22 protein-coding genes and 3 rRNA genes are annotated in these 24,619 nt (G+C 63.7%); 19 read left to right on the top strand and 6 right to left on the bottom strand.

Annotated features, from left to right (window positions below; translation table 11 throughout):
• The first annotated feature begins 227 nt into the window (after positions 1-227).
• From NL241_RS26130 to NL241_RS26085, 10 genes are all read left to right on the top strand, one after another.
• A complete protein-coding gene (locus tag NL241_RS26130; RefSeq protein WP_487694403.1) occupies positions 228-683 on the top strand; it encodes an ATP synthase subunit I in 456 nt (151 codons plus the stop codon).
• A gap of 10 nt (positions 684-693) precedes the next feature.
• A complete protein-coding gene (gene atpB, locus NL241_RS26125) occupies positions 694-1,473 on the top strand; it encodes a F0F1 ATP synthase subunit A (protein WP_487694401.1) in 780 nt (259 codons plus the stop codon).
• A gap of 79 nt (positions 1,474-1,552) precedes the next feature.
• Entirely contained in the window at positions 1,553-1,813 is a 261-nt protein-coding gene (locus tag NL241_RS26120) for a F0F1 ATP synthase subunit C (RefSeq protein WP_068918160.1), read from the top strand.
• 9 nt (positions 1,814-1,822) lie between these two features.
• A complete protein-coding gene (locus NL241_RS26115) occupies positions 1,823-2,317 on the top strand; it encodes a F0F1 ATP synthase subunit B (protein WP_487694400.1) in 495 nt (164 codons plus the stop codon).
• Complete coding sequence (locus tag NL241_RS26110) at positions 2,318-3,658, top strand: F0F1 ATP synthase subunit B/delta (RefSeq protein WP_487694399.1); 1,341 nt, start codon at positions 2,318-2,320, stop codon at positions 3,656-3,658. It abuts the gene before it with no gap.
• 58 nt (positions 3,659-3,716) lie between these two features.
• Entirely contained in the window at positions 3,717-5,366 is a 1,650-nt protein-coding gene (atpA, locus tag NL241_RS26105; protein WP_487694398.1) for a F0F1 ATP synthase subunit alpha, read from the top strand.
• 31 nt (positions 5,367-5,397) lie between these two features.
• Positions 5,398-6,321 carry a F0F1 ATP synthase subunit gamma gene (locus NL241_RS26100; RefSeq protein WP_494395437.1) on the top strand — a complete coding sequence of 308 codons (924 nt, stop codon included), beginning with the start codon at positions 5,398-5,400 and terminating at the stop codon, positions 6,319-6,321.
• A 25-nt stretch (positions 6,322-6,346) separates the two neighbouring features.
• Positions 6,347-7,777: a F0F1 ATP synthase subunit beta gene (gene atpD / locus NL241_RS26095; RefSeq protein WP_487694396.1), complete on the top strand. Its 1,431-nt coding sequence runs from the start codon at positions 6,347-6,349 to the stop codon at positions 7,775-7,777.
• A gap of 36 nt (positions 7,778-7,813) precedes the next feature.
• Positions 7,814-8,179, top strand: a complete 366-nt coding sequence (locus NL241_RS26090; RefSeq protein WP_487694394.1) for a F0F1 ATP synthase subunit epsilon — start codon at positions 7,814-7,816, stop codon at positions 8,177-8,179.
• Between the two features lie 9 nt (positions 8,180-8,188).
• A complete protein-coding gene (locus NL241_RS26085) occupies positions 8,189-8,632 on the top strand; it encodes a DUF2550 domain-containing protein (RefSeq protein ID WP_487694393.1) in 444 nt (147 codons plus the stop codon).
• On the opposite strand, the gene NL241_RS26080 is transcribed toward NL241_RS26085, so the two are convergent.
• Positions 8,629-9,210 carry a cob(I)yrinic acid a,c-diamide adenosyltransferase gene (locus NL241_RS26080; RefSeq protein WP_487694392.1) on the bottom strand — a complete coding sequence of 194 codons (582 nt, stop codon included), beginning with the start codon at positions 9,208-9,210 and terminating at the stop codon, positions 8,629-8,631. The genes NL241_RS26085 and NL241_RS26080 overlap by 4 nt on opposite strands.
• A gap of 68 nt (positions 9,211-9,278) precedes the next feature.
• Between NL241_RS26080 and murA the strand changes: the two genes are divergently transcribed.
• The 4 genes from murA to rrf all read left to right on the top strand — a co-directional run bounded on the left by murA (position 9,279) and on the right by rrf (position 16,233).
• Positions 9,279-10,532: a UDP-N-acetylglucosamine 1-carboxyvinyltransferase gene (gene murA / locus NL241_RS26075; RefSeq protein ID WP_487694391.1), complete on the top strand. Its 1,254-nt coding sequence runs from the start codon at positions 9,279-9,281 to the stop codon at positions 10,530-10,532.
• Between the two features lie 362 nt (positions 10,533-10,894).
• A 16S ribosomal RNA gene (locus NL241_RS26070) occupies positions 10,895-12,414 on the top strand.
• A gap of 434 nt (positions 12,415-12,848) precedes the next feature.
• A 23S ribosomal RNA gene (locus NL241_RS26065) occupies positions 12,849-15,958 on the top strand.
• Positions 15,959-16,120: 162 nt separating this feature from the next.
• Positions 16,121-16,233: ribosomal RNA gene (gene rrf / locus NL241_RS26060) — 5S ribosomal RNA — on the top strand.
• The 16S, 23S and 5S rRNA genes sit together here, the layout of an rRNA operon.
• 54 nt (positions 16,234-16,287) lie before the next feature.
• Here rrf and NL241_RS26055 read toward each other — a convergent pair.
• Positions 16,288-16,779: a methylated-DNA--[protein]-cysteine S-methyltransferase gene (locus tag NL241_RS26055; RefSeq protein WP_494395436.1), complete on the bottom strand. Its 492-nt coding sequence runs from the start codon at positions 16,777-16,779 to the stop codon at positions 16,288-16,290.
• Complete coding sequence (locus NL241_RS26050; protein WP_494398393.1) at positions 16,776-18,281, bottom strand: AlkA N-terminal domain-containing protein; 1,506 nt, start codon at positions 18,279-18,281, stop codon at positions 16,776-16,778. The genes NL241_RS26055 and NL241_RS26050 overlap by 4 nt, the downstream gene beginning before the upstream one ends.
• Before the next feature lie 123 nt (positions 18,282-18,404).
• On the opposite strand from NL241_RS26050, the gene NL241_RS26045 reads away from it, so the two are divergent.
• Together NL241_RS26045 and NL241_RS26040 are read left to right on the top strand one after the other, a co-directional pair.
• Entirely contained in the window at positions 18,405-18,851 is a 447-nt protein-coding gene (locus tag NL241_RS26045) for a nitroreductase family deazaflavin-dependent oxidoreductase (RefSeq protein ID WP_494395435.1), read from the top strand.
• 95 nt (positions 18,852-18,946) lie between these two features.
• Positions 18,947-19,660, top strand: a complete 714-nt coding sequence (locus tag NL241_RS26040) for a phytanoyl-CoA dioxygenase family protein (RefSeq protein WP_494395434.1) — start codon at positions 18,947-18,949, stop codon at positions 19,658-19,660.
• On the opposite strand, the gene NL241_RS26035 is transcribed toward NL241_RS26040, so the two are convergent.
• Complete coding sequence (locus tag NL241_RS26035) at positions 19,633-19,950, bottom strand: DUF732 domain-containing protein (RefSeq protein WP_487696655.1); 318 nt, start codon at positions 19,948-19,950, stop codon at positions 19,633-19,635. The genes NL241_RS26040 and NL241_RS26035 overlap by 28 nt on opposite strands.
• 30 nt (positions 19,951-19,980) lie before the next feature.
• Here NL241_RS26035 and glsA point away from each other — a divergent pair, with 30 nt between their 5' ends.
• Positions 19,981-21,276: a glutaminase A gene (glsA, locus tag NL241_RS26030; RefSeq protein WP_494395433.1), complete on the top strand. Its 1,296-nt coding sequence runs from the start codon at positions 19,981-19,983 to the stop codon at positions 21,274-21,276.
• On the opposite strand, the gene NL241_RS26025 is transcribed toward glsA, so the two are convergent.
• Positions 21,259-22,869 (bottom strand): adenylate/guanylate cyclase domain-containing protein, encoded by a 1,611-nt coding sequence (locus NL241_RS26025; RefSeq protein ID WP_494395432.1) that lies wholly within the window; start codon positions 22,867-22,869, stop codon positions 21,259-21,261. The two genes, glsA and NL241_RS26025, sit on opposite strands and share 18 nt — an antisense overlap.
• Positions 22,870-23,087: 218 nt before the next feature.
• Here NL241_RS26025 and nucS point away from each other — a divergent pair, with 218 nt between their 5' ends.
• Together nucS and NL241_RS26015 are read left to right on the top strand one after the other, a co-directional pair.
• Positions 23,088-23,759: an endonuclease NucS gene (gene nucS / locus NL241_RS26020; protein WP_487696652.1), complete on the top strand. Its 672-nt coding sequence runs from the start codon at positions 23,088-23,090 to the stop codon at positions 23,757-23,759.
• The gene (locus NL241_RS26015; RefSeq protein ID WP_487696651.1) at positions 23,759-24,055 is read left to right on the top strand and encodes an Rv1322 family protein; all 297 of its coding nucleotides are present in this window, start codon (positions 23,759-23,761) and stop codon (positions 24,053-24,055) included. Before nucS ends, NL241_RS26015 begins: the two co-directional genes overlap by 1 nt.
• 5 nt (positions 24,056-24,060) lie before the next feature.
• On the opposite strand, the gene mce is transcribed toward NL241_RS26015, so the two are convergent.
• A complete protein-coding gene (gene mce / locus NL241_RS26010; RefSeq protein WP_487696650.1) occupies positions 24,061-24,546 on the bottom strand; it encodes a methylmalonyl-CoA epimerase in 486 nt (161 codons plus the stop codon).
• Between the last annotated feature and the right edge of the window lie 73 nt (positions 24,547-24,619).

Raw genomic sequence — 24,619 nt, 5'->3', positions numbered from 1 at the left:
CGGCGCTCTACCATGTGGTACGGTTCTGGCAGAACCCGAAAAACCTCGCGGGTTGCCGGCCCGGCCCGGTGGCGAGAGAGTCGCCTGGCGCCGAAACACGACCGACATTTAGGGAGCTACCCCTTGGGTGATTCCAGCGCGCCCACCGCCCTCCGATACGCTCAGACGGGCGAGGCACCTGACCATTGGGGGACCGTTCCCGTGACCGTGGGGATAGAGGTGACAAAGTGACGACACCAGCGCACGAAGCGCCGTTGGTGTTTCCGTCCGTGGCATTCCGGCCCGTGCGTCTGCTCATCGTCTGCGTTCTGCTGACCGCTGTCGCCACGGCGGCCGCCGCCTTCGTGGGCACCGTCTGGTTCGGCCTCTTCTTCGGCGCCGGCTTGGGGCTGGGTCTTCTCAACGCGCTCATGGTGCGCCGCGCGGTGGAAGCGATCACGGCCCAGGACCACCCGCTCAAGAAGAAGATGGCCGTCAACTCCGCGATGCGCCTGATGATCATCTCGGTGATCGCACTGGCCATCGCGATCTTCTTCAAGGACCACGGCGGCATCGCAGTGCTGTTCGGACTCGCGATCTTCCAGGCACTGCTGGTGATGAGCACCAGCATTCCCGTGCTGAAGAAGATCCGCGCGGGCGGCCTGGATGTCGAAGACGTATCTGCATCGGAATCGAAGGGTTGAGCTGACTCGCATGTCTCAAGTGCATGAGACCGTTCTGGCTGCCGAAGAGGGCGGCGCCGCCATCCACGTCGGACACCACACCCTGGTGTTCGAGATGTTCGGGATGACGTTCAACGGTGACACCATCCTCGCCACCGCCATCACCGCCGTCATCATCATCGGCCTGGCGTTCTTCCTGAAGGCGAAGGTCACCTCGACCGGCGTCCCCGGTGGCGTGCAGCTGTTCTGGGAGGCGCTGACCATCCAGATGCGGGGGCAGATCGAGAGCTCCGTCGGTATGCGGGTGGCCCCGTTCGTGCTGCCGCTGGCGGTCGCGCTGTTCGCGTTCATCCTGATCTCGAACTGGCTGGCGGTCCTGCCGCTGCAGTACGGCGGATCCGACGGTGCCGCGGCCGAGCTCTACAAGCCGCCCGCGTCCGACATCAACTTCGTGCTGGCCCTGGCGCTGTTCGTGTTCTTCTTCTACCACGCCGCAGGTATCAAGCGTCGCGGCCTCATCGGCCACCCCATCAAGGTGGTCAAGGGTCACGTGGCGTTCCTGGCCCCGATCAACATCGTCGAGGAACTCGCCAAGCCGATCTCGTTGGCACTGCGACTCTTCGGCAACATCTTCGCCGGCGGCATCCTGGTGGCGCTGATCGCGATGTTCCCCTGGTACATCCAGTGGGCACCCAACGCCATCTGGAAGACCTTCGACCTCTTCGTCGGTCTGATCCAGGCGTTCATCTTCTCGCTGCTGACCATCCTGTACTTCAGCCAGGCGATGGAACTCGATCACGACGAACACTGAGCACTGACCACCACAACAGACCGAACGACCACATGAACTCTGGCGGTACTGCCGCCAGTTACCAAGGAGGAAAATAGGAATGGAAATCGATCCCAACGCCATCATCACGGCCGGCGCTCTGATCGGCGGCGGATTGATCCTGGGTGGCGGTGCCATCGGCGCCGGCATCGGCGACGGTATCGCGGGTAACGCGCTGATCTCCGGCATCGCCCGTCAGCCCGAGGCCCAGGGCCGGCTGTTCACGCCCTTCTTCATCACCGTCGGTCTGGTCGAGGCCGCCTACTTCATCAACCTTGCCTTCATGGCGCTGTTCGTCTTCGCGACGCCGGGCCTGCAGTAAACCGTCGGCATGAGTGAACTAACCATCCTCGCAGCGGAAGAAGGCGGGGGGACCAGTAACTTCCTGATCCCCAACGGCACCTTCTTCGTCGTGCTGCTCATTTTCTTGATCACGCTGGCCGTGATCTGGAAATGGGTGGTGCCCCCGGTCAGCAAGGTCCTCGCCGAGCGCGAGGCCATGCTGGCCAAGACCGCTGCGGACAACCGCAAGTCGGCCGAACAGGTGGCAGCCGCCCAAGCCGACTATGACGAGACCATGGCCGGCGCGCGTTCGGAGGCATCCGCCATCCGTGACGACGCGCGCACAGCCGGTCGCCAGGTCATCGACGAGAAGCGGGCCGAGGCCAGCGGTGAAGTCGCCGAGACCGTGCGACAGGCGGACGAACAACTGTCCGCACAACGCTCGTCTACCCAGACCGAACTGCGGTCGTCCGTGGACGGCCTCTCGGCCGTCCTGGCCAGCCGCATCCTCGGCGTTGACGTGAAATCAGGTGGGAGCAGCTAAATGTCGACCTTCATCGGCCAGCTGATCGGCTTCGCGGTGATCGTGTTCATCATCGTGAAGTGGGTCGTGCCGCCCGTCAAAGGCCTGATGCAGAAGCAACAGGAGGCCGTTCGCACGGCGCTGGCCGAAAGTGCCGAGGCGGCACGCAAGCTCGCCGACGCCGACGCCATGCATGCCAAGGCTCTCGCCGACGCCAAGGCGGAATCCGCCAAGGTCACCGAGGAGGCCAAGTCGGACTCGGAGCGCATCGCCGCCCAGCTCGAGGAGCAGGCCGGCACGGAGGCCGAGCGCATCAAGGCCCAGGGGCACCAGCAGGTGCATCTGCTGCGTCAGCAGACCATCCGTGGACTGCGGCACGAGCTCGGTGCCGAATCCGTGCAGAAGGCCGAGGATCTGGTCCGCGATTACGTGGCGGACCCGGCTCGGCAGTCGGCCACCGTCGACCGCTTCCTCGGTGAGCTCGAGTCCATGGCCCCGTCCGCGGCGGTGCTCGAGGCGGGCGCCTCTCTGAACCTGCGGGCCGCCAGCCGCGAGGCCCTGGCCGAAGTGGTCAAGAAGTTCGACGACATCGCGGGCGGCCTCGATAGCGGTGCCCTCACCGCGCTGGCCGACGACCTGACCTCGGTTGCCAAGCTTCTGCTGGCTGAACCGATCCTCAACAAGCATCTCGCGGACCCCACCGACAACCCCGCGCCGAAGGTGGAGCTGGCGCAACGGTTGTTCGACGGAAAGATCAGCGCCCCGGCGGTGGATCTGCTGAAAACCGCGGTGTCGCAACGCTGGTCGGCCGAAGGCAACCTGGTCGACGCCATCGAGCACGTCGCCCGCCTTGCTCTGCTGGTGCGTGCGGAAAAGAACAACGAGGGCGAGGCGGTCGAGGATCAGCTGTTCCGCTTCGGTCGCGTCCTCGACGCGCAGCCGCGGTTGAGCAGCCTGCTCACCGACGAGACCACCGACGCACAGGGTCGAGTCAGCCTGCTGCGCAACGTACTCAGCCGTACCGGTGGCGACGTCAATGACACCGCTGCTGCGCTGCTCGCGCAGACAGTGGAGCTGCTCCGCGGCGAACGCGCCGATGAGGCCGTCGCCGATCTGGCTGAACTCGCTGTCGCCCGGCGCGGCGAAGTGGTCGCTCACGTCACCGCCGCCGCCGATCTCTCGGCCGAGCAGCGCGCCCGGCTCTCGGAGGTCCTCGGCCGGATCTACAGCCATCCGGTGTCGATCCAGCTCAACGTTGATCCGGCAGTGCTGGGCGGGCTCCTGATCACCGTCGGCGACGAAGTGATCGACGGATCCATCTCCACCCGGCTGGATGCCGCCCGCAGCGGGCTGCCGGACTGACGCACGCCAAGCACCCCAGAACATTTGCTCCAACACGAAGGCAGGAAGACGAAAAGCCATGGCAGAGTTGACAATCTCAGCTGCTGATATCGAAGGCGCTATCGAGGACTACGTCTCCTCCTTCAGCGCCGAGTCCGAGCGCGAGGAAATCGGCACAGTGGTCGACGCCGGTGACGGCATCGCCCACGTCGAGGGCCTGCCCTCGGTGATGACCCAGGAACTCCTCGAGTTCGAAGGCGGCGTACTCGGCGTCGCCCTCAACCTCGACGAGCACAGCGTCGGCGCGGTGATCCTCGGCGAATTCGGCAAGATCGAAGAGGGCCAGCAGGTCAAGCGCACCAACGAGGTGCTCTCGGTGCCCGTCGGCGACGGCTTCCTCGGCCGGGTGGTGAACCCGCTGGGTGAGCCCATCGACGGCCAGGGCGACATCGAGCACGAGACCCGTCGCGCCCTCGAGTTGCAGGCGCCGTCGGTGGTGCAGCGCCAAGGAGTCTCCGAGCCGCTGCAGACCGGCATCAAGGCCATCGACTCGCAGACACCCATCGGCCGTGGCCAGCGTCAGCTGATCATCGGCGACCGCAAGACCGGCAAGACCGCCGTCTGCGTCGACACCATCCTCAACCAGAGGGCCGCCTGGGAGACCGGCGACCCGAAGCAGCAGGTGCGCTGCGTGTACGTCGCGATCGGCCAGAAGGGCACCACGATCGCCAGCGTGAAGCGCGCCCTCGAAGAGGGTGGCGCGATGGAGTACACCACCATCGTCGCCGCGCCCGCTTCCGACGCCGCCGGCTTCAAGTGGCTCGCGCCGTACACCGGTTCGGCCATCGGTCAGCACTGGATGTACAACGGCAAGCACGTCCTCATCGTGTTCGACGACCTGTCCAAGCAGGCCGACGCCTACCGCGCCATCTCGCTCCTGCTGCGCCGGCCGCCGGGCCGCGAAGCCTTCCCCGGCGACGTGTTCTACCTGCACTCTCGCCTGCTGGAACGTTGCGCCAAGCTGTCCGACGAACTGGGCGGTGGATCGATGACCGGGCTGCCGATCATCGAGACCAAGGCCAACGACATCTCGGCGTTCATCCCGACCAACGTCATCTCGATCACCGACGGCCAGTGCTTCCTGGAGTCCGACCTGTTCAACCAGGGCGTGCGACCGGCCATCAACGTCGGTGTCTCGGTGTCCCGCGTCGGTGGTGCCGCTCAGATCAAGGCCATGAAAGAGGTGGCGGGCTCGCTGCGTCTCGATCTGTCGCAGTACCGCGAGCTGGAGGCGTTCGCCGCCTTCGCCTCGGACCTGGATGCGGCCTCGAAGGCCCAGCTGGACCGCGGTGCCCGCCTGGTCGAGCTGCTCAAGCAGCCGCAGTACAGCCCCCTGTCCGTCGAGGAGCAGGTGGTCGCGATCTTCCTCGGTACCAAGGGCCATCTGGACTCGGTGCCCGTCGAGGACGTGCAGCGCTTCGAGGCAGACCTGCTGGAGCACGTCAAGGCCTCGCACGACGGCATTCTCAGCGAGATCCGGGAGTCCAAGAAGCTCTCCGAGGACACCGAGAACAAGCTCGTCGAGGTCATCAACGACTTCAAGAAGGGCTTCTCGGCAACCGACGGCAGCTCGGTCGTGGTGAACGAGGCCGAGGCCGACGCACTGGACGCCGATGAGCTCGGACAGGAATCGGTCAAGGTCCGTAAGCCGGCTCCCAAGAAGAAGTAACGAAAAGCGGCACTGGAGAGTCTGGAATCAGATGGCAGCAACACTTCGTGAGCTACGAGGCCGCATCCGTTCCGCCGGGTCGATCAAGAAGATCACCAAGGCCCAGGAGCTGATCGCGACCTCCCGGATCGCCAAGGCGCAGGCGCGGGTCGAAGCGGCCAGGCCTTACGCCGACGAGATCACCAACATGCTCACCAACCTGGCCGGCGCCAGCGCGCTCGATCATCCGCTGCTCGTCGAGCGGGAGAACCCGAAGCGTGCCGGCGTCCTGGTGGTGTCCTCCGACCGCGGGCTCTGCGGCGCCTACAACGCCAACGTGCTGCGGCGCGCCGAGGAGCTCTTCGCTCTGCTGCGTGACGAGGGCAAGCAGCCCGTCCTCTACGCCGTGGGCCGTAAAGCGTTGGGCTACTACAGCTTCCGCGGACGCGAAGTCGTCGAGTCATGGACGGGCTTCTCGGAGCGGCCCACCTACGAGAACGCCAGGGAGATCGCCGACGTACTGGTGACGACCTTCATGTCCGGCGCCGACGACGAAGGTGACGACGCCGGCGACGACGGCATCCTCGGTGTCGACGAGCTGCACATCGTCACCACGGAGTTCCGGTCGATGCTCTCGCAGGTCGCCGAGGCTCGCCGGATCGCACCGATGGTGGTCGAGTACGTCGGCGAGGAGGAGACCGGGCCGCACACCCTGTTCTCCTTCGAGCCCGACGCAGAAACCCTCTTCGGAGCGCTTCTACCCCGGTATGTGGCCACCCGCGTCTACTCCGCGCTGCTGGAGGCCGCAGCGTCGGAATCCGCGTCGCGACGGCGCGCCATGAAGTCCGCGAGCGACAACGCCGACGACCTGATCAAGGCGCTGACGCTGGAAGCCAACCGCGAACGCCAGGCGCAGATCACCCAGGAAATCAGCGAGATCGTCGGTGGCGCCAACGCGCTCGCCGACGCCAAGTAAGCCCACCCAGGAAGCGAAGAAAGATATGACTGCCACCGCTGAAAAGTCCGTGACAGGGCGCGTCGTTCGAATCACCGGCCCCGTTGTGGACGTCGAGTTCCCCCGTGGCTCGGTACCCGAGCTGTTCAACGCTCTGCATGCCGAGATCGTCTACTCGGAACTGGCCAAGACCCTGACCCTGGAGGTCGCGCAGCACCTCGGTGACAACCTGGTGCGCACCATCTCCATGCAGCCCACCGACGGACTGGTCCGCGGCGTCGAGGTCACCGACACCGGTGCCTCGATCTCGGTGCCCGTGGGCGACGGCGTGAAGGGCCACGTGTTCAACGCCCTCGGAGACTGCCTGGACGACCCGGGCTACGCCAAGGACTTCGAGCACTGGTCCATCCACCGCAAGCCGCCGGCCTTCGCCGACCTCGAGCCCCGCACGGAGATGCTCGAGACCGGTCTGAAGGTCGTCGACCTGCTGACCCCGTACGTGCGTGGCGGGAAGATCGCCCTGTTCGGCGGCGCCGGCGTGGGCAAGACGGTGCTCATCCAGGAGATGATCAACCGCATCGCCCGCAACTTCGGTGGTACCTCCGTGTTCGCCGGCGTCGGTGAGCGCACCCGTGAGGGCAACGACCTCTGGGTCGAGCTCGAGGACGCCAACGTGCTCAAGGACACCGCCCTGGTGTTCGGTCAGATGGACGAGCCGCCGGGCACGCGTATGCGCGTCGCGCTGTCGGCGCTGACCATGGCGGAGTACTTCCGCGATGAGCAGAACCAGGACGTGCTGCTGTTCATCGACAACATCTTCCGGTTCACGCAGGCCGGTTCCGAGGTCTCGACCCTGCTGGGTCGTATGCCTTCGGCGGTGGGTTACCAGCCGACGCTGGCCGACGAGATGGGTGAGCTGCAGGAGCGCATCACCTCGACGCGTGGTCGCTCCATCACCTCGATGCAGGCCGTGTATGTGCCCGCCGACGACTACACCGACCCGGCGCCGGCCACCACGTTCGCGCACCTCGATGCCACCACCGAGCTCTCGCGTGCGGTGTTCTCGAAGGGCATCTTCCCCGCGGTGGATCCGCTGGCGTCGAGCTCGACGATTCTGCACCCCAGCGTCGTCGGCGACGAGCACTACCGCGTGGCCCAGGAAGTCATCCGAATCCTGCAGCGCTACAAGGACCTTCAGGACATCATCGCGATTCTCGGCATCGACGAGCTGTCCGAAGAGGACAAGCAGTTGGTCTACCGTGCCCGTCGCATCGAGCGCTTCCTGAGCCAGAACATGATGGCGGCCGAGCAGTTCACCGGCCAGCCGGGTTCGACTGTGCCGCTCAAGGAGACCGTCGAGGCCTTCGACAAGCTGGCCAAGGGCGACTTCGACCACGTGCCGGAGCAGGCTTTCTTCCTCATCGGTGGTCTCGACGATCTGGCCAAGAAGGCCGAGAGCCTCGGCGCCAAGCTGTGATCGTTCTGACGATGAGGGCCCGAAAGGTGGTGTGTGGTGGCTGAATTGGACGTCGACATCGTTGCCGTCGAACGCAAGATCTGGTCAGGTAAGGCGACGTTCGTCTTCACCCGCACCACCGCCGGTGAAATCGGCATCCTGCCCCGGCACATCCCGTTGGTCGCACAGCTCGTCGAAGACGCCATGGTCCGGGTCGAGCGTGAAGGCGACGACGACCTTCGTATCGCCGTCGACGGGGGCTTTCTGTCGGTGACCGAGGAAGGCGTGATCATCCTCGCCGAGTCGGCCGAGTTCGAATCGGAGATCGACGCAGACGCTGCCAAGACCGATTCGCAGTCTGATGACCCCGAAGTAGCGGCCCGGGGACGCGCGCGTCTGCGCGCCGTCGGCCAGCTGGACTAGGGGCGGCCGGTGAGCGCGTCCATGATCTTCATGGTCGTGCTCGTCGGTGTGTTGCTACTGCTGGTGGGCGTGATGGCCTACCGGTTGTGGAATCTGCGCCAGGGCGGAACAGCGGCGATTCTGCGGGACGTCCCCGCAGTCGGCGGTCACGGATGGCGTCACGGCGTCATCCGTTACCGCGGGGGAGAAGCGGTTTTCTACCAGCTCTCCAGCATGCGGTGGTGGCCCAACCGCCGGCTCAGCCGCCGCGGGATCGAGATCGTGTCTCGTCGCTCACCACGCGGCGACGAGTTCGACATCATGACCGAGGAGATCGTCGTCCTCGAATTGCGCGACTCCTCACCGGATCGGCGTCGTGGTTACGAACTCGCCTTGGACCGCGGCGCCTTGACGGCGTTCCTGTCCTGGTTGGAGTCGCGTCCGAACCCCCGCGCACGGCGCCGGATCGTCTAGCTCTTGGTTGCAGTGCCGCCGGGCCGCCACAGCACGTCGCCGTCCGGATTGGCCACCCGCGACAGGATGAAGAGCAGATCCGAGAGCCTGTTGAGGTATTTCGCGGGAAGCACATTCATGTCGTCCGAGTGCGCATCGATGGCGTCCCACGCCGAGCGTTCGGCCCGGCGCGCGACCGTGCGGGCGACATGCAGCAGAGCCGACAGCGGCGTCCCGCCCGGGAGGATGAACGAGTTCAGCGCGGGAAGTGACTCGTTGAACTCGTCGCACCAGCCCTCGAGCCGGTCGATGTACTCACCAGTGATGCGCAGCGGCGGGTACTTGGGGTCTTCGACCACGGGCGTCGACAGGTCTGCACCGGCATCGAAGAGGTCGTTCTGGATCTGCTGCAGCACGGCGAGTATGCGTTGATCGGGTGCGCCGAGCGCAATGGCGGTGCCGATCGCGGCGTTGGTTTCGTCACAGTCGGCGTACGCGACCAGTCGGGGATCCGATTTGGAAACCCGGGAGAAATCGCTCAGACCTGTGGTCCCGTCGTCGCCGGTACGGGTGTAGATGCGGGTCAGGTGCACAGCCATGGAAAAACCGTACGGCAGTCCGTCCAGGGAGTCTGCCTTCGGGCTCTGGGCTGCTTACACTGACCGGCGTGAGTGAGCGTTTCGTTGTGACCGGTGGGAGCCGATTGTCCGGCGAAGTTGCTGTTGGGGGAGCGAAGAACAGCGTGCTCAAGCTGATGGCGGCGAGTCTGCTGGCTGAGGGCACCACGACCATCACGAACTGCCCGGACATCCTGGACGTGCCCCTGATGGCGGAGGTGCTGCGCGGGCTGGGCGCCAACGTCGAACTCGACGGGGATGTCGTGCGCATCACGTCACCCGATGAGCCGAAGTACGACGCCGACTTCGCCGCGGTCAGGCAGTTCCGTGCCTCGGTGTGTGTCCTCGGCCCGTTGGTGGGACGGTGCAAAAAAGCCAGGGTGGCCCTGCCCGGGGGTGACGCGATCGGTTCGCGGCCCCTGGACATGCATCAAGCCGGCCTCCGACAACTGGGCGCGACCTGCAATATCGAGCACGGCTGCGTCGTCGCCCATGCCGACACGCTGCGGGGAGCCGAGATCCAGCTGGAGTTCCCCTCCGTGGGGGCAACCGAGAACATCCTGATGGCGGCGGTGCTCGCCGAGGGCGAGACGACGATCCACAACGCGGCACGCGAGCCCGACGTGGCCGATCTCTGCACGATGCTCAGCCAGATGGGTGCGCAGATCACCGGCGCGGGATCGTCGACTCTGACCATCACCGGCGTGCCGAAGCTGTATCCGACCGAACACCGGGTGATCGGCGACCGCATCGTCGCGGCGACCTGGGGGATTGCGGCCGCGATGACGCGAGGGGACATCTCGGTGACGGGCGTGGATCCCGCGCATCTGCAGCTGGTCCTGCACAAACTGCACGATGTCGGGGCCACGGTGACCCAGAGTGACGACGGCTTCCGCGTGGTGCAGTACGAGCGGCCCAAGGCCGTCAATGTCGCGACGCTGCCGTTTCCGGGTTTCCCGACGGACCTGCAGCCGATGGCGATCGGGCTGGCATCGATCGCCGAGGGCACCTCGATGATCACCGAGAACGTCTTCGAGGCGAGGTTCCGATTCGTCGAAGAGATGATCAGGCTGGGTGCCGACGCACGCACCGATGGTCATCACGCCGTGGTGCGCGGTATCCCTCAGTTGTCGAGTGCACCCGTCTGGTCATCAGACATTCGTGCCGGCGCTGGGCTGGTTCTCGCTGGCCTGGTTGCTGACGGCGACACCGAGGTACACGACGTGTTCCACATCGATCGCGGCTACCCGTTGTTCGTCGAGAACCTGGTCAGCCTGGGTGCCGAGATCGAGCGCGTAAGCTAGTACAGGTCGGCCCCTGAACGAGCGAAACCGCTCTGACCAGGGGATTTGACTTCGGAACGCGGGTAGTTCTAATCTTTTGAAGTCGCCGCGGAGACGCGAGACAGAAAAGCTTGACTCGCTCGACCAGATAGTTTAAGCTGGCAGGGTTGCCCTGAAATGGGACAAGATTTTCACTGCAGGTCTGTTGTTTGAGAACTCAATAGTGTGTTTGGTGGTTTTTGTTTGTTTTTGCCACATCCTGTGGGGGACTCCCCGTCTTCCTGTGTGGGGTGTGGTTTTTGGATGCCAGTTTTGGTGTCTTTTGTTTGTGATCGGATTTTTCTGATTCGAATTCTGCCTTGGCCTGTGGGTTGAGGGGTTTTTGTTTGGAGAGTTTGATCCTGGCTCAGGACGAACGCTGGCGGCGTGCTTAACACATGCAAGTCGAACGGAAAGGCCCTTCGGGGTGCTCGAGTGGCGAACGGGTGAGTAACACGTGGGTGATCTGCCCTGCACTTTGGGATAAGCCTGGGAAACTGGGTCTAATACCGAATAGGATCACGCGCCTCATGGTGTGTGGTGGAAAGCTTTTGCGGTGTGGGATGGGCCCGCGGCCTATCAGCTTGTTGGTGGGGTAATGGCCTACCAAGGCGACGACGGGTAGCCGGCCTGAGAGGGTGACCGGCCACACTGGGACTGAGATACGGCCCAGACTCCTACGGGAGGCAGCAGTGGGGAATATTGCACAATGGGCGCAAGCCTGATGCAGCGACGCCGCGTGAGGGATGACGGCCTTCGGGTTGTAAACCTCTTTCAGCAGGGACGAAGCGCAAGTGACGGTACCTGCAGAAGAAGGACCGGCCAACTACGTGCCAGCAGCCGCGGTAATACGTAGGGTCCGAGCGTTGTCCGGAATTACTGGGCGTAAAGAGCTCGTAGGTGGTTTGTCGCGTTGTTCGTGAAAACTCACAGCTTAACTGTGGGCGTGCGGGCGATACGGGCAGACTGGAGTACTGCAGGGGAGACTGGAATTCCTGGTGTAGCGGTGGAATGCGCAGATATCAGGAGGAACACCGGTGGCGAAGGCGGGTCTCTGGGCAGTAACTGACGCTGAGGAGCGAAAGCGTGGGGAGCGAACAGGATTAGATACCCTGGTAGTCCACGCCGTAAACGGTGGGTACTAGGTGTGGGTTTCCTTCCTTGGGATCCGTGCCGTAGCTAACGCATTAAGTACCCCGCCTGGGGAGTACGGCCGCAAGGCTAAAACTCAAAGGAATTGACGGGGGCCCGCACAAGCGGCGGAGCATGTGGATTAATTCGATGCAACGCGAAGAACCTTACCTGGGTTTGACATGCACAGGACGCCAGTAGAGATATTGGTTCCCTTGTGGCCTGTGTGCAGGTGGTGCATGGCTGTCGTCAGCTCGTGTCGTGAGATGTTGGGTTAAGTCCCGCAACGAGCGCAACCCTTGTCTCATGTTGCCAGCACGTTATGGTGGGGACTCGTGAGAGACTGCCGGGGTCAACTCGGAGGAAGGTGGGGATGACGTCAAGTCATCATGCCCCTTATGTCCAGGGCTTCACACATGCTACAATGGCCGGTACAAAGGGCTGCGATGCCGTGAGGTGGAGCGAATCCTTTCAAAGCCGGTCTCAGTTCGGATCGGGGTCTGCAACTCGACCCCGTGAAGTCGGAGTCGCTAGTAATCGCAGATCAGCAACGCTGCGGTGAATACGTTCCCGGGCCTTGTACACACCGCCCGTCACGTCATGAAAGTCGGTAACACCCGAAGCCGGTGGCCTAACCCCTTGTGGGAGGGAGCCGTCGAAGGTGGGATCGGCGATTGGGACGAAGTCGTAACAAGGTAGCCGTACCGGAAGGTGCGGCTGGATCACCTCCTTTCTAAGGAGCACCACAATGTCTGGGTCGGCCCGCATCGTGCGGATCGCCGAGGTTTCAGACGGATTCTGTGGATGGCCGGTGCCTGTAGTGGGTGTCGGTCTGGTGCATAAATGTTTGAGGAACAAACTCAAAAACCTTGCGTGTCAATTGGTTTCGGCTGGTTGGGGTGTGGGGGTTGCCAAGCACACTGTTGGGCTTTGAGGCAGCAGCCTTGCGGCGTCCTTCCCTGGTGAGGGGGTGTGCCGGCCCGTATCGCGGCACCGTTGGTGTTGTGGTGGTGGGTGTTGTTGTCGCTCCATCTTGGTGGTGGGGTGTGGTGTTTGATTTGTGGATAGTGGTTGCGAGCATCTTGCACGCAGAATGTCTGCCTCCGGGTTGATCCTGGTGGTGGTTTTTGTGTGTGTTGATGTGCAATTTTTGCTCATTTTTGGTTTTTGTAAGTGTTTAAGGGCGCATGGTGGATGCCTTGGCACTGGGAGCCGATGAAGGACGTGGGAGGCTGCGATATGCCTCGGGGAGCTGTCAACCGAGCGTTGATCCGAGGATGTCCGAATGGGGAAACCCGGCACGAGTGATGTCGTGTCACCCAACGCTGAATATATAGGCGTTGGGGGGAACGCGGGGAAGTGAAACATCTCAGTACCCGTAGGAAGAGAAAACAATTGTGATTCCGTGAGTAGTGGCGAGCGAAAGCGGAGGATGGCTAAACCGTATGCATGTGATACCCGGCGGGGGTTGTGTGTGCGGTGTTGTGGGGCGTTTCTTCACTCATCCGCCGATGGGTGCAGGAGTGAGAAATCATGGTGTTAGTTGAAGTGGCCTGGGATGGCCTGCCGTAGACGGTGAGAGCCCGGTAGACGAAAACATTGTGACTCCTGTGGAACTGTCCCCGAGTAGCAGCGGGCCCGTGGAATCTGCTGTGAATCTGCCGGGACCACCCGGTAAGCCTGAATACTTCTCAGTGACCGATAGCGGATTAGTACCGTGAGGGAATGGTGAAAAGTACCCCGGGAGGGGAGTGAAATAGTACCTGAAACCGTGCGCTTACAATCCGTCAGAGCCCTCCTTCGTGGTGGGGTGATGGCGTGCCTTTTGAAGAATGAGCCTGCGAGTCAGGGACATGTCGCGAGGTTAACCCGGGTGGGGTAGCCGTAGCGAAAGCGAGTCTGAATAGGGCGTATCCCCGTTGGGGGTGTAGTGGCGTGTTCTGGACCCGAAGCGGAGTGATCTACCCATGGCCAGGGTGAAGCGCGGGTAAGACCGTGTGGAGGCCCGAACCCACTTAGGTTGAAGACTGAGGGGATGAGTTGTGGGTAGGGGTGAAAGGCCAATCAAACTCCGTGATAGCTGGTTCTCCCCGAAATGCATTTAGGTGCAGCGTTGCGTGTTTCTTGCTGGAGGTAGAGCTACTGGATGGCCGATGGGCCTCACAAGGTTACTGACGTCAGCCAAACTCCGAATGCCGGTAAGTGAAAGCGTGGCAGTGAGACGGCGGGGGATAAGCTCCGTGCGTCGAGAGGGAAACAGCCCAGATCGCCGACTAAGGCCCCTAAGCGTGTGCTAAGTGGAAAAGGATGTGCAGTCGCGAAGACAACCAGGAGGTTGGCTTAGAAGCAGCCACCCTTGAAAGAGTGCGTAATAGCTCACTGGTCAAGTGATTGTGCGCCGATAATGTAGCGGGGCTCAAGCACACCGCCGAAGTCGCGGCATCAACGCAAGTTGATGGGTAGGGGAGCGTCCTGCATCCGGTGAAGCAGCCGCGTAAGCGAGTTGTGGAGGGTGTGGGAGTGAGAATGCAGGCATGAGTAGCGATAAGGCAAGTGAGAACCTTGCCCGCCGAAAGACCAAGGGTTCCTGGGCCAGGCCAGTCCGCCCAGGGTGAGTCGGGACCTAAGGCGAGGCCGACAGGCGTAGTCGATGGACAACGGGTTGATATTCCCGTACCCGTGTGAGCGCGTCCCTGATGAATCAGCGGTACTAACCGCCCAAATCCAGGATCACTGAGCCCTTCGGGGTGACGGTTTCTGGGGCTGCGCGGGACCTTCGTTGGTAGTAGTCAAGCGATGGGGTGACGCAGGAAGGTAGCCGTACCAGTCAGTGGTAATACTGGGGCAAGCCGGTAGGACGAGCGATAGGTAAATCCGTCGTTCACATAGTCCGAGAGGTGATGCATAACCGGATGAGGTGAATTCGGTGATCCTATGCTGCCGAGAAAAGCCTCTAGCGAGCTCTCACACGGCCCGTACCCCAAACCAACACAGGTGGTCAGGTAGAGAATACCAAGGCGTACGAGTGAACTATGGTTAAGGAACTCGGCAAAATACCCCCGTAACTTCGGGAGAAGGGGGACCCACCTACCGTCATGGCCTTCGCGGCCGGCAGCGGGAGTGGGTCGCAGAAACCAGTGAGAAGCGACTGTTTACTAAAAACACAGGTCCGTGCGAAGTCGCAAGACGATGTATACGGACTGACGCCTGCCCGGTGCTGGAAGGTTAAGAGGACCCGTTAACCCTTCGGGGTGAAGCGGAGAATTTAAGCCCCAGTAAACGGCGGTGGTAACTATAACCATCCTAAGGTAGCGAAATTCCTTGTCGGGTAAGTTCCGACCTGCACGAATGGCGTAACGACTTCTCAACTGTCTCAACCATAGACTCGGCGAAATTGCACTACGAGTAAAGATGCTCGTTACGCGCGGCAGGACGAAAAGACCCCGGGACCTTCACTACAACTTGGTATTGGCGTTCGATACGGTTTGTGTAGGATAGGTGGGAGACTGTGAAGCTCACACGCCAGTGTGGGTGGAGTCATTGTTGAAATACCACTCTGATCGTATTGGACTTCTAACTTCGAACCGTATATCCGGTTCAGGGACAGTGCCTGGTGGGTAGTTTAACTGGGGCGGTTGCCTCCCAAAATGTAACGGAGGCGCCCAAAGGTTCCCTCAACCTGGACGGCAATCAGGTGTTGAGTGCAAGTGCACAAGGGAGCTTGACTGTGAGACTGACACGTCGAGCAGGGACGAAAGTCGGGACTAGTGATCCGGCACCCCCGAGTGGAAGGGGTGTCGCTCAACGGATAAAAGGTACCCCGGGGATAACAGGCTGATCTTCCCCAAGAGTCCATATCGACGGGATGGTTTGGCACCTCGATGTCGGCTCGTCGCATCCTGGGGCTGGAGCAGGTCCCAAGGGTTGGGCTGTTCGCCCATTAAAGCGGCACGCGAGCTGGGTTTAGAACGTCGTGAGACAGTTCGGTCTCTATCCGCCGCGCGCGTCAGAAACTTGAGGAAATCTGTCCCTAGTACGAGAGGACCGGGACGGACGAACCTCTGGTATACCAGTTGTTCCACCAGGAGCACGGCTGGATAGCCACGTTCGGACAGGATAACCGCTGAAAGCATCTAAGCGGGAAACCTCTTCCAAGACCAGGTTTCTCACCCTCTAGGAGGGATAAGGCCCCCGCAGACCACGGGATCGATAGGCCAGACCTGTAAACACAGCAATGTGTGAGGGAACTGGCACTAACCGGCCGAAAACTTACAACAACCTTTTGCTTCGCAACCACATCCGCAATGACCAACATTGCATCCCACCACCAAAAACACCTTTCTTGGTGCACACGAAACCCCCACCGGATTCTGGGCCGGCCGCCACCACACCGTGGCGCCACCCGACCACCCCGGGGGAATCACACAAGAAAATAGAGTTACGGCGGTCATAGCGACAGGGAAACGCCCGGTCCCATCCCGAACCCGGAAGCTAAGCCTGCCAGCGCCGATGATACTACCCCTACGGGTGGAAAAGTAGGACACCGCCGAACACACATTCAGAAATACCCCCCACACCCGTGGGGGGTATTTCTATTTCCGGACTTTCAATCGAACAGCGTCAAGGACGCCACATTCTGCTCCAATGCGAGCAGCATCCGCTTTCGATCGAGCCCGCCGCCGAATCCGGTCAAACTGCCATTCGCGCCGATAACCCGGTGGCACGGGACGATCACGGCGATCGGATTATGTCCATTCGCCAAACCGACGGCACGGAAAGCCGTCGGGTTTCCTATTTGAAGCGCAATATCGCCATAGGATCTGGTTTCGCCGTAAGGAATGGTGCGAAGCGCTTCCCAGACTTTCTGCTGAAATGGTGTCCCCTGGAATTCCAGCCGCAGATCGAATTGTTGCAATTCGCCTGCGAAATAGGCAGCCAATTGTTCGACTGCGTCGGGGAATGCGCGATCGTCGAGTGTCCAGTCGGCCCGGTCAGGCTCATACGTTTGATCGACCATTCGCAGATTCGTGAGAACCGGCCCTCTGCCGGCAAGTGTGAGTAGGCCGATGGGACTGTCGATCACGCGGTATCGGATCATGCTGCTTTCTTCGTTTCTTTCTGAGGCCCTCGCGGTGGCCAGTGGTTGACGTCGTGGTCCAGTGCGGTCCAGAGATATTGGGTGGCGTATGAGCGCCACGGGCGCCATCTGCTGCCGTATTCGGTGAGCGCTCGTACGCCGTCGGGTATGTCGAGCTGCGCAGCGGCGGCCCGGACCCCGAGATCCGAGGCGGGGAAGGCGTCTGGATCGCCGAAGCACCGCATCGCAATGATCTCTGTGGTCCACGGCCCCACTCCCGGCAATGCCATCAACAGGTCGCGGGCCCGTTGCCAGTCGCATCCGGCGTCGAGCACGAGCTCGCCGCTGGCCAATGACTCGATGAGCGCGATGACGGTGCGCCGGCGGGTGTGGGGCACGGCGAGGCGCATCGGGTCCAGCTGCAACAGCTCCTCGGGGGTGGGAAAGGTGTGGGTGAGGCCACCGGCTGGGTCGGCGACGGGCATGCCGTAGTGCGCGACCAGCCGGGCCGCGTGCGTCCGTGCCGCTTTCGTGGACACCTGCTGGCCCAGCACGACGCGTATCGCGAGCTCCGCCTCGTCAACGGTGCGGGGTATGCGCTGGCCCGGGGACTTGGCGATCAACGGCTGAAGCGCCGAGTCCTCACCGAGGGCGGCGTCGATGGCTTCGGGGTCGGCGTCGAGGTCGAGTACCCGGCGACACCGTGCCACGGCCGCGGACAGGTCGCGAAAGTCCTCCAGGTGCAGGCTGCACCGCACATGGTCGGTGGCGGGCGTCAGGCTGACGATGCCCGTTCCGCGCGGCAACCGCAGACTGCGGCGATATGCCCCGTCACGAACCTCCTCGCAACCCGGTACCGCCGTGGCGCCCAGATGGCCGAACACCCCGTCGTACGTGAATGGGGCCCGGACCGCAAACCGCAGGGTGAGGGTGCCCGAGTTTCCTGTGCGGGGCGTGCCCTTGGCGGCCTGGCGGCGCAACTCCGTTGGCGTGGAGGAAAAGACCTCGCGCACGGTGTCGTTGAATTGCCGCACACTGGCGAAACCCGCGGCGAACGCAATCTCGCTGAAGGGCAGCGCGGTGGTCTCGATGAGCACTCGCGCGGTCTGTGCGCGTTGGGCTCGGGCCAGCGCCAGTGGCCCGGCACCGGCGTCCGCGTTCAGCAGCCGCTCGAGCTGGCGCGGTGTGTAGCCCAGCTTGGTGGCCAGACCCGTCACGCCCTCTCGGTCCACGGTGCCGTCAGCGATCAGCCGCATGGCCCGGGCCACCACGTCGCCGCGTTCATTCCACTCCGGCGACCCTGGGGAGGCGTCCGGCCGGCAACGCTTACAGGCGCGGAAGCCGGCTTGCTGCGCGGCGGCCGCGGTCGGGAGGAACCGGACATTGCGGGCGAAGGGGGGACGCACCGGGCAGCTGGGCCTGCAATAGATCTTGGTGGTGAGCACGGCTGTCACGAACCAGCCGTCGAATCGCGGATCCTTGGATTGCACGGCGCGATAGCAACGATCGAAGTCGTCATGGATGCCGGGTTGCATGGCTACCACGATTACACCCGGGCACCGACACCGCTGGCGGGTTTACGACATCGCGGTGGCGGCTGCCAATCGGACCTCGGTCCGGTTAAGCTGGTACCGGGAGGTGATCCGATGAACCAGATCAACAAGGCCGAGCTGGCGTCCGATCCTGCGGCGCTCGGCGCATTCAATCGCGGTGTCATTGCCGAGTTCAGGGCGAACCAGGGGGCCATCGCCGGTCTGCCCGGCGGTGACGTCCTGCTGGTGCACACCACGGGCGCCCGGTCCGGGAAGGCGCGAGTGACACCGCTGGCTTATCTGACCGTTGACGGCCGAATGCTCGTGGCGGGCTCGTTTCTCGGATCGGCCAAAGATCCGGCATGGGTGCACAATCTTCGGGCGCATCCGCGTGCACGCGTGGAGGTGGGCACCGAGGTCTACGACATCGACGCGCGGGAGGTGACCGGTGAAGAGCGAAATCGGTTGTACTCCAGGGTGGCCGAACTAGCGCCGGTGCTGGCGGACTATCAGGCCAAAACCGAACGGCCCATCCCGCTGTTCGAACTGCGCAGAGTCTGAACATTCGTGAAAAGAGTTGTCATCGCCTGGCTTTCCGTGACCTGCGGTGATAAATCGTTGGCGCTCTGAGAGCCTGACGTGCCACGCTGGCTGCTGTGGTCGACGTCGACGCGTTCATGGCACAGGGATATCTGAAGATCGAACAGCCCGAGTTGCGCTCCGCGGCGGACGACGCGCGGGCACGGCTGTGGAGACAACTGAACTCGGGGCCTGACGACCCGGACGGGTGGTCCGAGCCGGTGAGGTGGGTGTCCGATCTCACCGGCGGCGGGCCGTTCGGCGCCCTGGTGGGCAGTCGCCGCCTGGCCGAGACTCTGGACATGATCTGCGGCCCCGGCGGGTGGGTGCCGCGCGGTGCGCTGGGCAACATCCCGGTTCGATTCCCGGTGTCACCACCGGCCCAGGACCGAGGGTGGCACATCGATCTGAACACCCCGGGTGCCGACGGCACCTGGTGGGTCAGTGGTGCACCGCACACGCTTCTGCTGTTGACCCTGCTGTCCGAGGTTGGGCCGGACGACGCCCCGACCCGCATCCGGGTCGGCTCTCATCGCGACGTGGCCGGCGTCCTCGGCCCGGCGTTGCTCGACGGTATGGAGGCCGGACCGATTGTCGACGCGGCGAGCGGGGAGCGGCCGGTGGTGCATGCGACGGGTGCACCGGGGGACATGTATCTGCTACATCCGTTCACTGTGCACGCCGCCGACGAACATCGTGGGCGCACACCGCGATTCATGGCGCAGTGCCCGGTGATGCTCACCGCGCCCCTGACGCCGGAACGCTACCCGAGCCTCAACGCGCTCTCATGATGGTCGCAGTACTCAGCCACCGCGAAGCCGGCGACCATACTGGCCGTCTCGAATGACAGGTCATGACCGGCCGACAACTGCTCAACCACGACGGGCAGGGCCTGCCCCGCATCGAAACCGGCGCACACCGACCGTCCCATCTCCGCCGCCGCCGCAGGGCTCTCGGCGGTGACACCGATCATCTCGAGTGCGCCGACGAATGTGTCATCGTCTGCGGCAGCGGGCGCAGCGGTCAGGCACGCAGCAGCGAGCAGGACGGTGGTCGCGGTGATGGTCTTGGGCAGGGTCACGTCTGCGATCTTGCCAGCTAGGATCGCGGCGTGGCGGAGTTGGTGCAGCAGTACCTCGATCGGATCTGTGAAGAGCACGCGATGTGCACCGAGGGGGCATTGGCCGCCTATATCCCGGAGCTCGCCGGTGTCGACCCGAACGGCTTCGGCATGTCCCTGTCGTCAGCAGATGGCCACGTCTATCAATCCGGCGATGCGACAGTCGAATTCACCATCCAGTCGATCTCCAAACCGCTGACCTACGCGCTGGCCCTGCACCAGCTCGGTGAGGAGGCAGTGGATGCGAAGATCGGTGTGGAACCCTCGGGTGAGGCGTTCAACGAGATCAGTGTCGACCGCGTGAGCAAGACTCCGAAGAACCCGATGATCAACGCCGGTGCCATAGCCGCGGTGTCACTGATTGAGGGCGCTGACGCCGACGAGCGATTCGAGTGCATCCGCGATTTCTACTCCGCGTGCGCCGGCCGGCAGTTGCACCTCGACGATCAGGTCTACCTCTCGGAGAAGGCCACCGGCAGCCGCAACCGCGCGATCGCCTACATGCTGCAGAGTTTCGGGGTGCTCGAAGGCGATCCCGACGAGGTTCTCGATGTGTACTTCAGGCAGTGCTCTCTGAAAGTGACGAGCACCGATCTGGCGCGCATCGGTGCCACCCTGGCGCGCGGCGGCGTGAACCCGATGACGGGCAGGCGCGTGACCGACAATCACGTGGCGCAGCGCACGCTCAGCGTCATGGTCACCTGCGGTATGTACGACGCCGCCGGGGACTGGGTGACAGGGGTGGGGTTGCCGGCCAAGAGTGGTGTCGGCGGCGGCATCATGGCGGTACTTCCGGGTCAGCTCGGAATCGGTGTCTACTCACCGCTGTTGGATGCCAAGGGCAACAGTGTTCGTGGGGTTCGGGTGTGCCGCAGCCTGTCTCGCCAGCTCGGGTTGCACTTCCTGACCGTCAGTCGTGAGTCCCGTTCGACCATCCGCGCGGTGTACGAACCCGTCGACAATGTGCGGGTCTATGAGGTGCATGGCGATCTCCTGTTCGCCGGGGCGGAGCAGGTGCTCAGAACGGTCAGCCGGGAGTGCGGCCATCTGGATGTGGCGGTGCTGGACGTATCGCGGTTGGACACCATCAACGACCCGGCCCGGGAATTGTTGGCTGGCATGAGTTCTGCGCTGCGACAGCAGGGGAAGACAGGTCTGCTGGTGGACCGCGATGGGGCGGTGATCCGTTCTCCACACCGGTTCGACGCCACGGCGTTCACGACTCTGGAAGAAGCGGTCAAGGAGGCCGAGCGCTGGTTGCAGGAGCAGTCAGAGCTGGACCGGTAGCGCCAGCCGGGTGGGTTCGTCGTGACCGCGCAGCGTCACGGTCTCACCGAAAGTCCAATGGCGTCTTTCGTTTTCGGTCGCGCCCTCGATGGTGTCCGACGACGCCAGTAGCCGGCCCGGCACGGACTTGGCCAGCTCGCACAACCGCGCTGCTTCGTTGACGGGTTCGCCTATCACGGTGTACTCGAAGCGCTGGCGTGCGCCGACATTGCCGGCCACCACCTGGCCGGCCGCAACGCCGATTCCGGCCTGACACTCGGGGATCTCCTCGACGAGCCGCCTGGCGATGGCCCGGGCCGCCGCCAGCGCGGCGTCCTCGGGACACTCCAGCCGGTTCGGGGCGCCGAACACCGCAAGGCACGCGTCACCCTCGAATTTGTTGAGCAGTCCCTGCTGGCGGTCCACTTCGTCGACGATGACGGCGAAGAATCGGTTGAGCAACTGCACCACCTCGGCCGCGGGGCGGCCCGTGACCAGCTGGGTGGAGCCGATGATGTCGACAAAGATCACCGCGGCGTGCCGCTCCTCACCGCCGAGCTTCGGACGTTCCCGCTCGGCGGCGGCCGCCACCTCGCGACCGACGTGCCGTCCGAACAGATCGCGCACCCGTTCCCGCTCGCGTAGGCCCGCGACCATCGTGTTGAACCCGCGCTGGAGCTGGCCGAGTTCGGTGCCGTCGAACACCACCAGGTTGGTGTTCAGGTTGCCGTGCTCGACGCGGCTGAGGGCGGCGCGCACCACCCGCACCGGTGTCGCCGTGAGCCAGGACAGGATCCACATCAAGGTGAAGCCGAAGATCAACGCGAAGGCGGCCAGGATGATCACCGCGATGGTGAACTGCGTGGGGGTGACGTGTCGCAGCGTCAGGGTGATGATGGCCGCCAGCAGAATGCCCAGCACGGGAACCCCTGAGCCCAGGATCCACACCACCATCGTGCGGCCCATGATTCCGGCGGCGAACCGGCGTGGCGGCGGGCCGGCCTCGAGTGCCTGGGCGGCGACCGGGCGCAACGCGAACTCGGTGAACAGGTAGCAGCTTGCCGACACCACGATGCCGCTGAAACTGATGCCCAAGAGGAACTTCGCGATGTAGCGGGTGTCCTCGAGGCCGAACAGTGTGGTCAGCAGAACGGTGCCGCCGCCCCACAGCGCCAGCAGTACCCGAGTGAGGCGCCACGGCGCGAAGAAGGTGTTGCGCTGATCATCACGGGTCGGCGGGGTTTCTTCGATGGCCCAGCGGACGTTGTTGATCACCCGTCGGGTGGCCCAGAAGATCCCGACCACCAGTGCGGCCGCAATGTAGGCGGGGGCCACGCCGTAGGTGATCCAGCGGACCTCCGGCTCGAACACGCTGGGCTGGGGGAACGCCACCATCACGACGAGCGTGGCCACCCCGATGCCGATCAGGTTGGCCACGATGATCAACAGCGTCAGGATCGCCTGGATGCGCACCCGGCGTCGCGCCTGGGTCTCAGCGACCCGACCGAGAAGCCAGGAGCCGTACTCGGGCGCCTCCGGTAGCCGACCGCTCTGGCGGGTGACGGACTCGAGCACGCGGCCGAGGCGCTGCGCCAGCGTCGGGTTGGCATTCATGGTGGCGCAAGCCTAGTGGGCGCGCCCATCCGTTGAGCTCGACTTGGCGGCTCCTCAACCGTCTCGTCCCTCGACGGTATCGGTCGCCGCTGGGCGGGGTTGGGCGGCTCCTCAACCGTCTCGTCCCTCGACGGTATCGGTCGCCGCTGGGCGGGGTTGGGCGGCTCCTCAACCGTCTCGTCCCTCGACGGTATCGGTCGCCGCCTAAGGTGGTTCGCGTGCGTCTTGTCATCGCCCAGTGCACCGTGAACTACGTCGGCCGTCTGACCGCGCATCTGCCCTCGGCGCGGCGGTTACTGCTCGTCAAGGCGGACGGTTCGGTCAGCATCCACGCCGACGACCGGGCGTACAAACCGTTGAATTGGATGAGCCCGCCGTGCTGGCTCACCGAGGACAGCACCGATGATCGTCTGGTGTGGGTGGTCGAGAACAAGGCCGGCGAACAGCTGCGGATCACACTGGAGGAGATCGAGCACGACTCGAGCCACGACTTGGGTGTTGACCCGGGGCTGGTGAAAGATGGCGTGGAAGCACACCTGCAGGAGTTGCTGGCCGAACACGTGGAGCTCCTGGGTGCGGGGTACACCCTGGTGCGGCGCGAGTACATGACCGCCATCGGTCCGGTGGACCTGCTGTGCCGCGACGAGCAGGGCCGCTCGGTGGCGGTGGAGATCAAGCGGCGCGGGGAGATCGACGGCGTGGAACAGCTCACCCGCTATCTGGAACTGCTCAACCGCGATTCGCTGCTTGCGCCGGTGGCGGGGGTATTTGCGGCCCAGCAGATCAAGCCGCAGGCGCGCACACTTGCCACCGACCGCGGAATCCGCTGTCTGACTTTGGATTACGACCAGATGCGCGGTATGGACAGCGACGAGTTCCGGCTGTTCTGATGGGCCGCAGGCGCAGGGCGGACAGGCGGCAGCAGCCGGTCCGCCCGCTGTTCCAGTCGCGGCGGATCGAGGTGGGGCCGGACGGGTACGACTACGAGGTGGTGCAACTACCCGGCGCCAGAGCCGTCAAGACCTACCGCTGCCCAGGCTGCGACCACGAGATACGAGTCGGCACCGCTCATGTGGTGGTCTGGCCGGCCGATCTGGGGGACAACGCCGTCGACGACCGTCGGCACTGGCACACGCCGTGCTGGGCCAATCGGGCTACCCGCAGCCCGACCCGACGGTGGTCGTGAGAAATCTAGTGTGAATCCGCGGCCGGCTCGACGAGCTCGATGAGCACGCCGCCACCGTCTTTGGGGTGGATGAAGTTGATGCGGGAGTTCGAGGTACCGCGCCGCGGAGCGTCGTAGATCAACCGCACACCCTGGTCGCGCAGACGTGTCGAGAGGGTGTCCAGGTCGCTGGTGCGGTAGGCGAGCTGCTGCAGGCCCGGGCCCTTCTTGTCGAGGAACTTCGCAATGGTCGACGAGTCGTCGATGGGCGCCATCAGCTGGATCTGGGCGCTGCCCTTGGGGGCGCCCCGCACCGACAGCATGGCCTCGACAATGCCCTGCTCCTCATTCACTTCCTCGTGCAGGACGATCATGCCGAGGTGGTCGTGATACCACTTCTTGGCCTCCGCCAGGTCCGGGACCGCGATGCCGACGTGATCGATCGCGGTGACCAGGGCAGAAGGCGTCGTGGTGCCCAGGACGGACTGGGTATCTAGCTGCTCGGTGGTCATAACGCAAAGGTAACCTTTTCAGCAGGATCACACACCTGCCGGTGGCCCGATCGGCCATTCACATCCACTCTGG

It is taken from the genome of Mycolicibacterium sp. SMGY-1XX (assembly GCF_059132455.1).
The sequence above is the reverse complement of the archived record's forward strand: the minus strand, read 5'-3'. Positions and strand labels throughout refer to the sequence as shown.

Coding starts and splice junctions, on each gene's coding strand:
- atpB (WP_487694401.1), top strand. CDS start 694: ATGTCTCAAGTGCATGAGACCGTTCTGGCTGCCGAAGAGGGCGGCGCC.
- NL241_RS26045 (WP_494395435.1), top strand. CDS start 18,405: ATGAACCAGATCAACAAGGCCGAGCTGGCGTCCGATCCTGCGGCGCTC.
- NL241_RS26025 (WP_494395432.1), bottom strand. CDS start 22,869: ATGAATGCCAACCCGACGCTGGCGCAGCGCCTCGGCCGCGTGCTCGAG.
- NL241_RS26015 (WP_487696651.1), top strand. CDS start 23,759: ATGGGCCGCAGGCGCAGGGCGGACAGGCGGCAGCAGCCGGTCCGCCCG.
- mce (WP_487696650.1), bottom strand. CDS start 24,546: ATGACCACCGAGCAGCTAGATACCCAGTCCGTCCTGGGCACCACGACG.
- NL241_RS26080 (WP_487694392.1), bottom strand. CDS start 9,210: ATGGCTGTGCACCTGACCCGCATCTACACCCGTACCGGCGACGACGGG.
- NL241_RS26110 (WP_487694399.1), top strand. CDS start 2,318: ATGTCGACCTTCATCGGCCAGCTGATCGGCTTCGCGGTGATCGTGTTC.
- atpD (WP_487694396.1), top strand. CDS start 6,347: ATGACTGCCACCGCTGAAAAGTCCGTGACAGGGCGCGTCGTTCGAATC.
- atpA (WP_487694398.1), top strand. CDS start 3,717: ATGGCAGAGTTGACAATCTCAGCTGCTGATATCGAAGGCGCTATCGAG.
- NL241_RS26055 (WP_494395436.1), bottom strand. CDS start 16,779: ATGATCCGATACCGCGTGATCGACAGTCCCATCGGCCTACTCACACTT.
- NL241_RS26115 (WP_487694400.1), top strand. CDS start 1,823: ATGAGTGAACTAACCATCCTCGCAGCGGAAGAAGGCGGGGGGACCAGT.
- NL241_RS26100 (WP_494395437.1), top strand. CDS start 5,398: ATGGCAGCAACACTTCGTGAGCTACGAGGCCGCATCCGTTCCGCCGGG.
- NL241_RS26120 (WP_068918160.1), top strand. CDS start 1,553: ATGGAAATCGATCCCAACGCCATCATCACGGCCGGCGCTCTGATCGGC.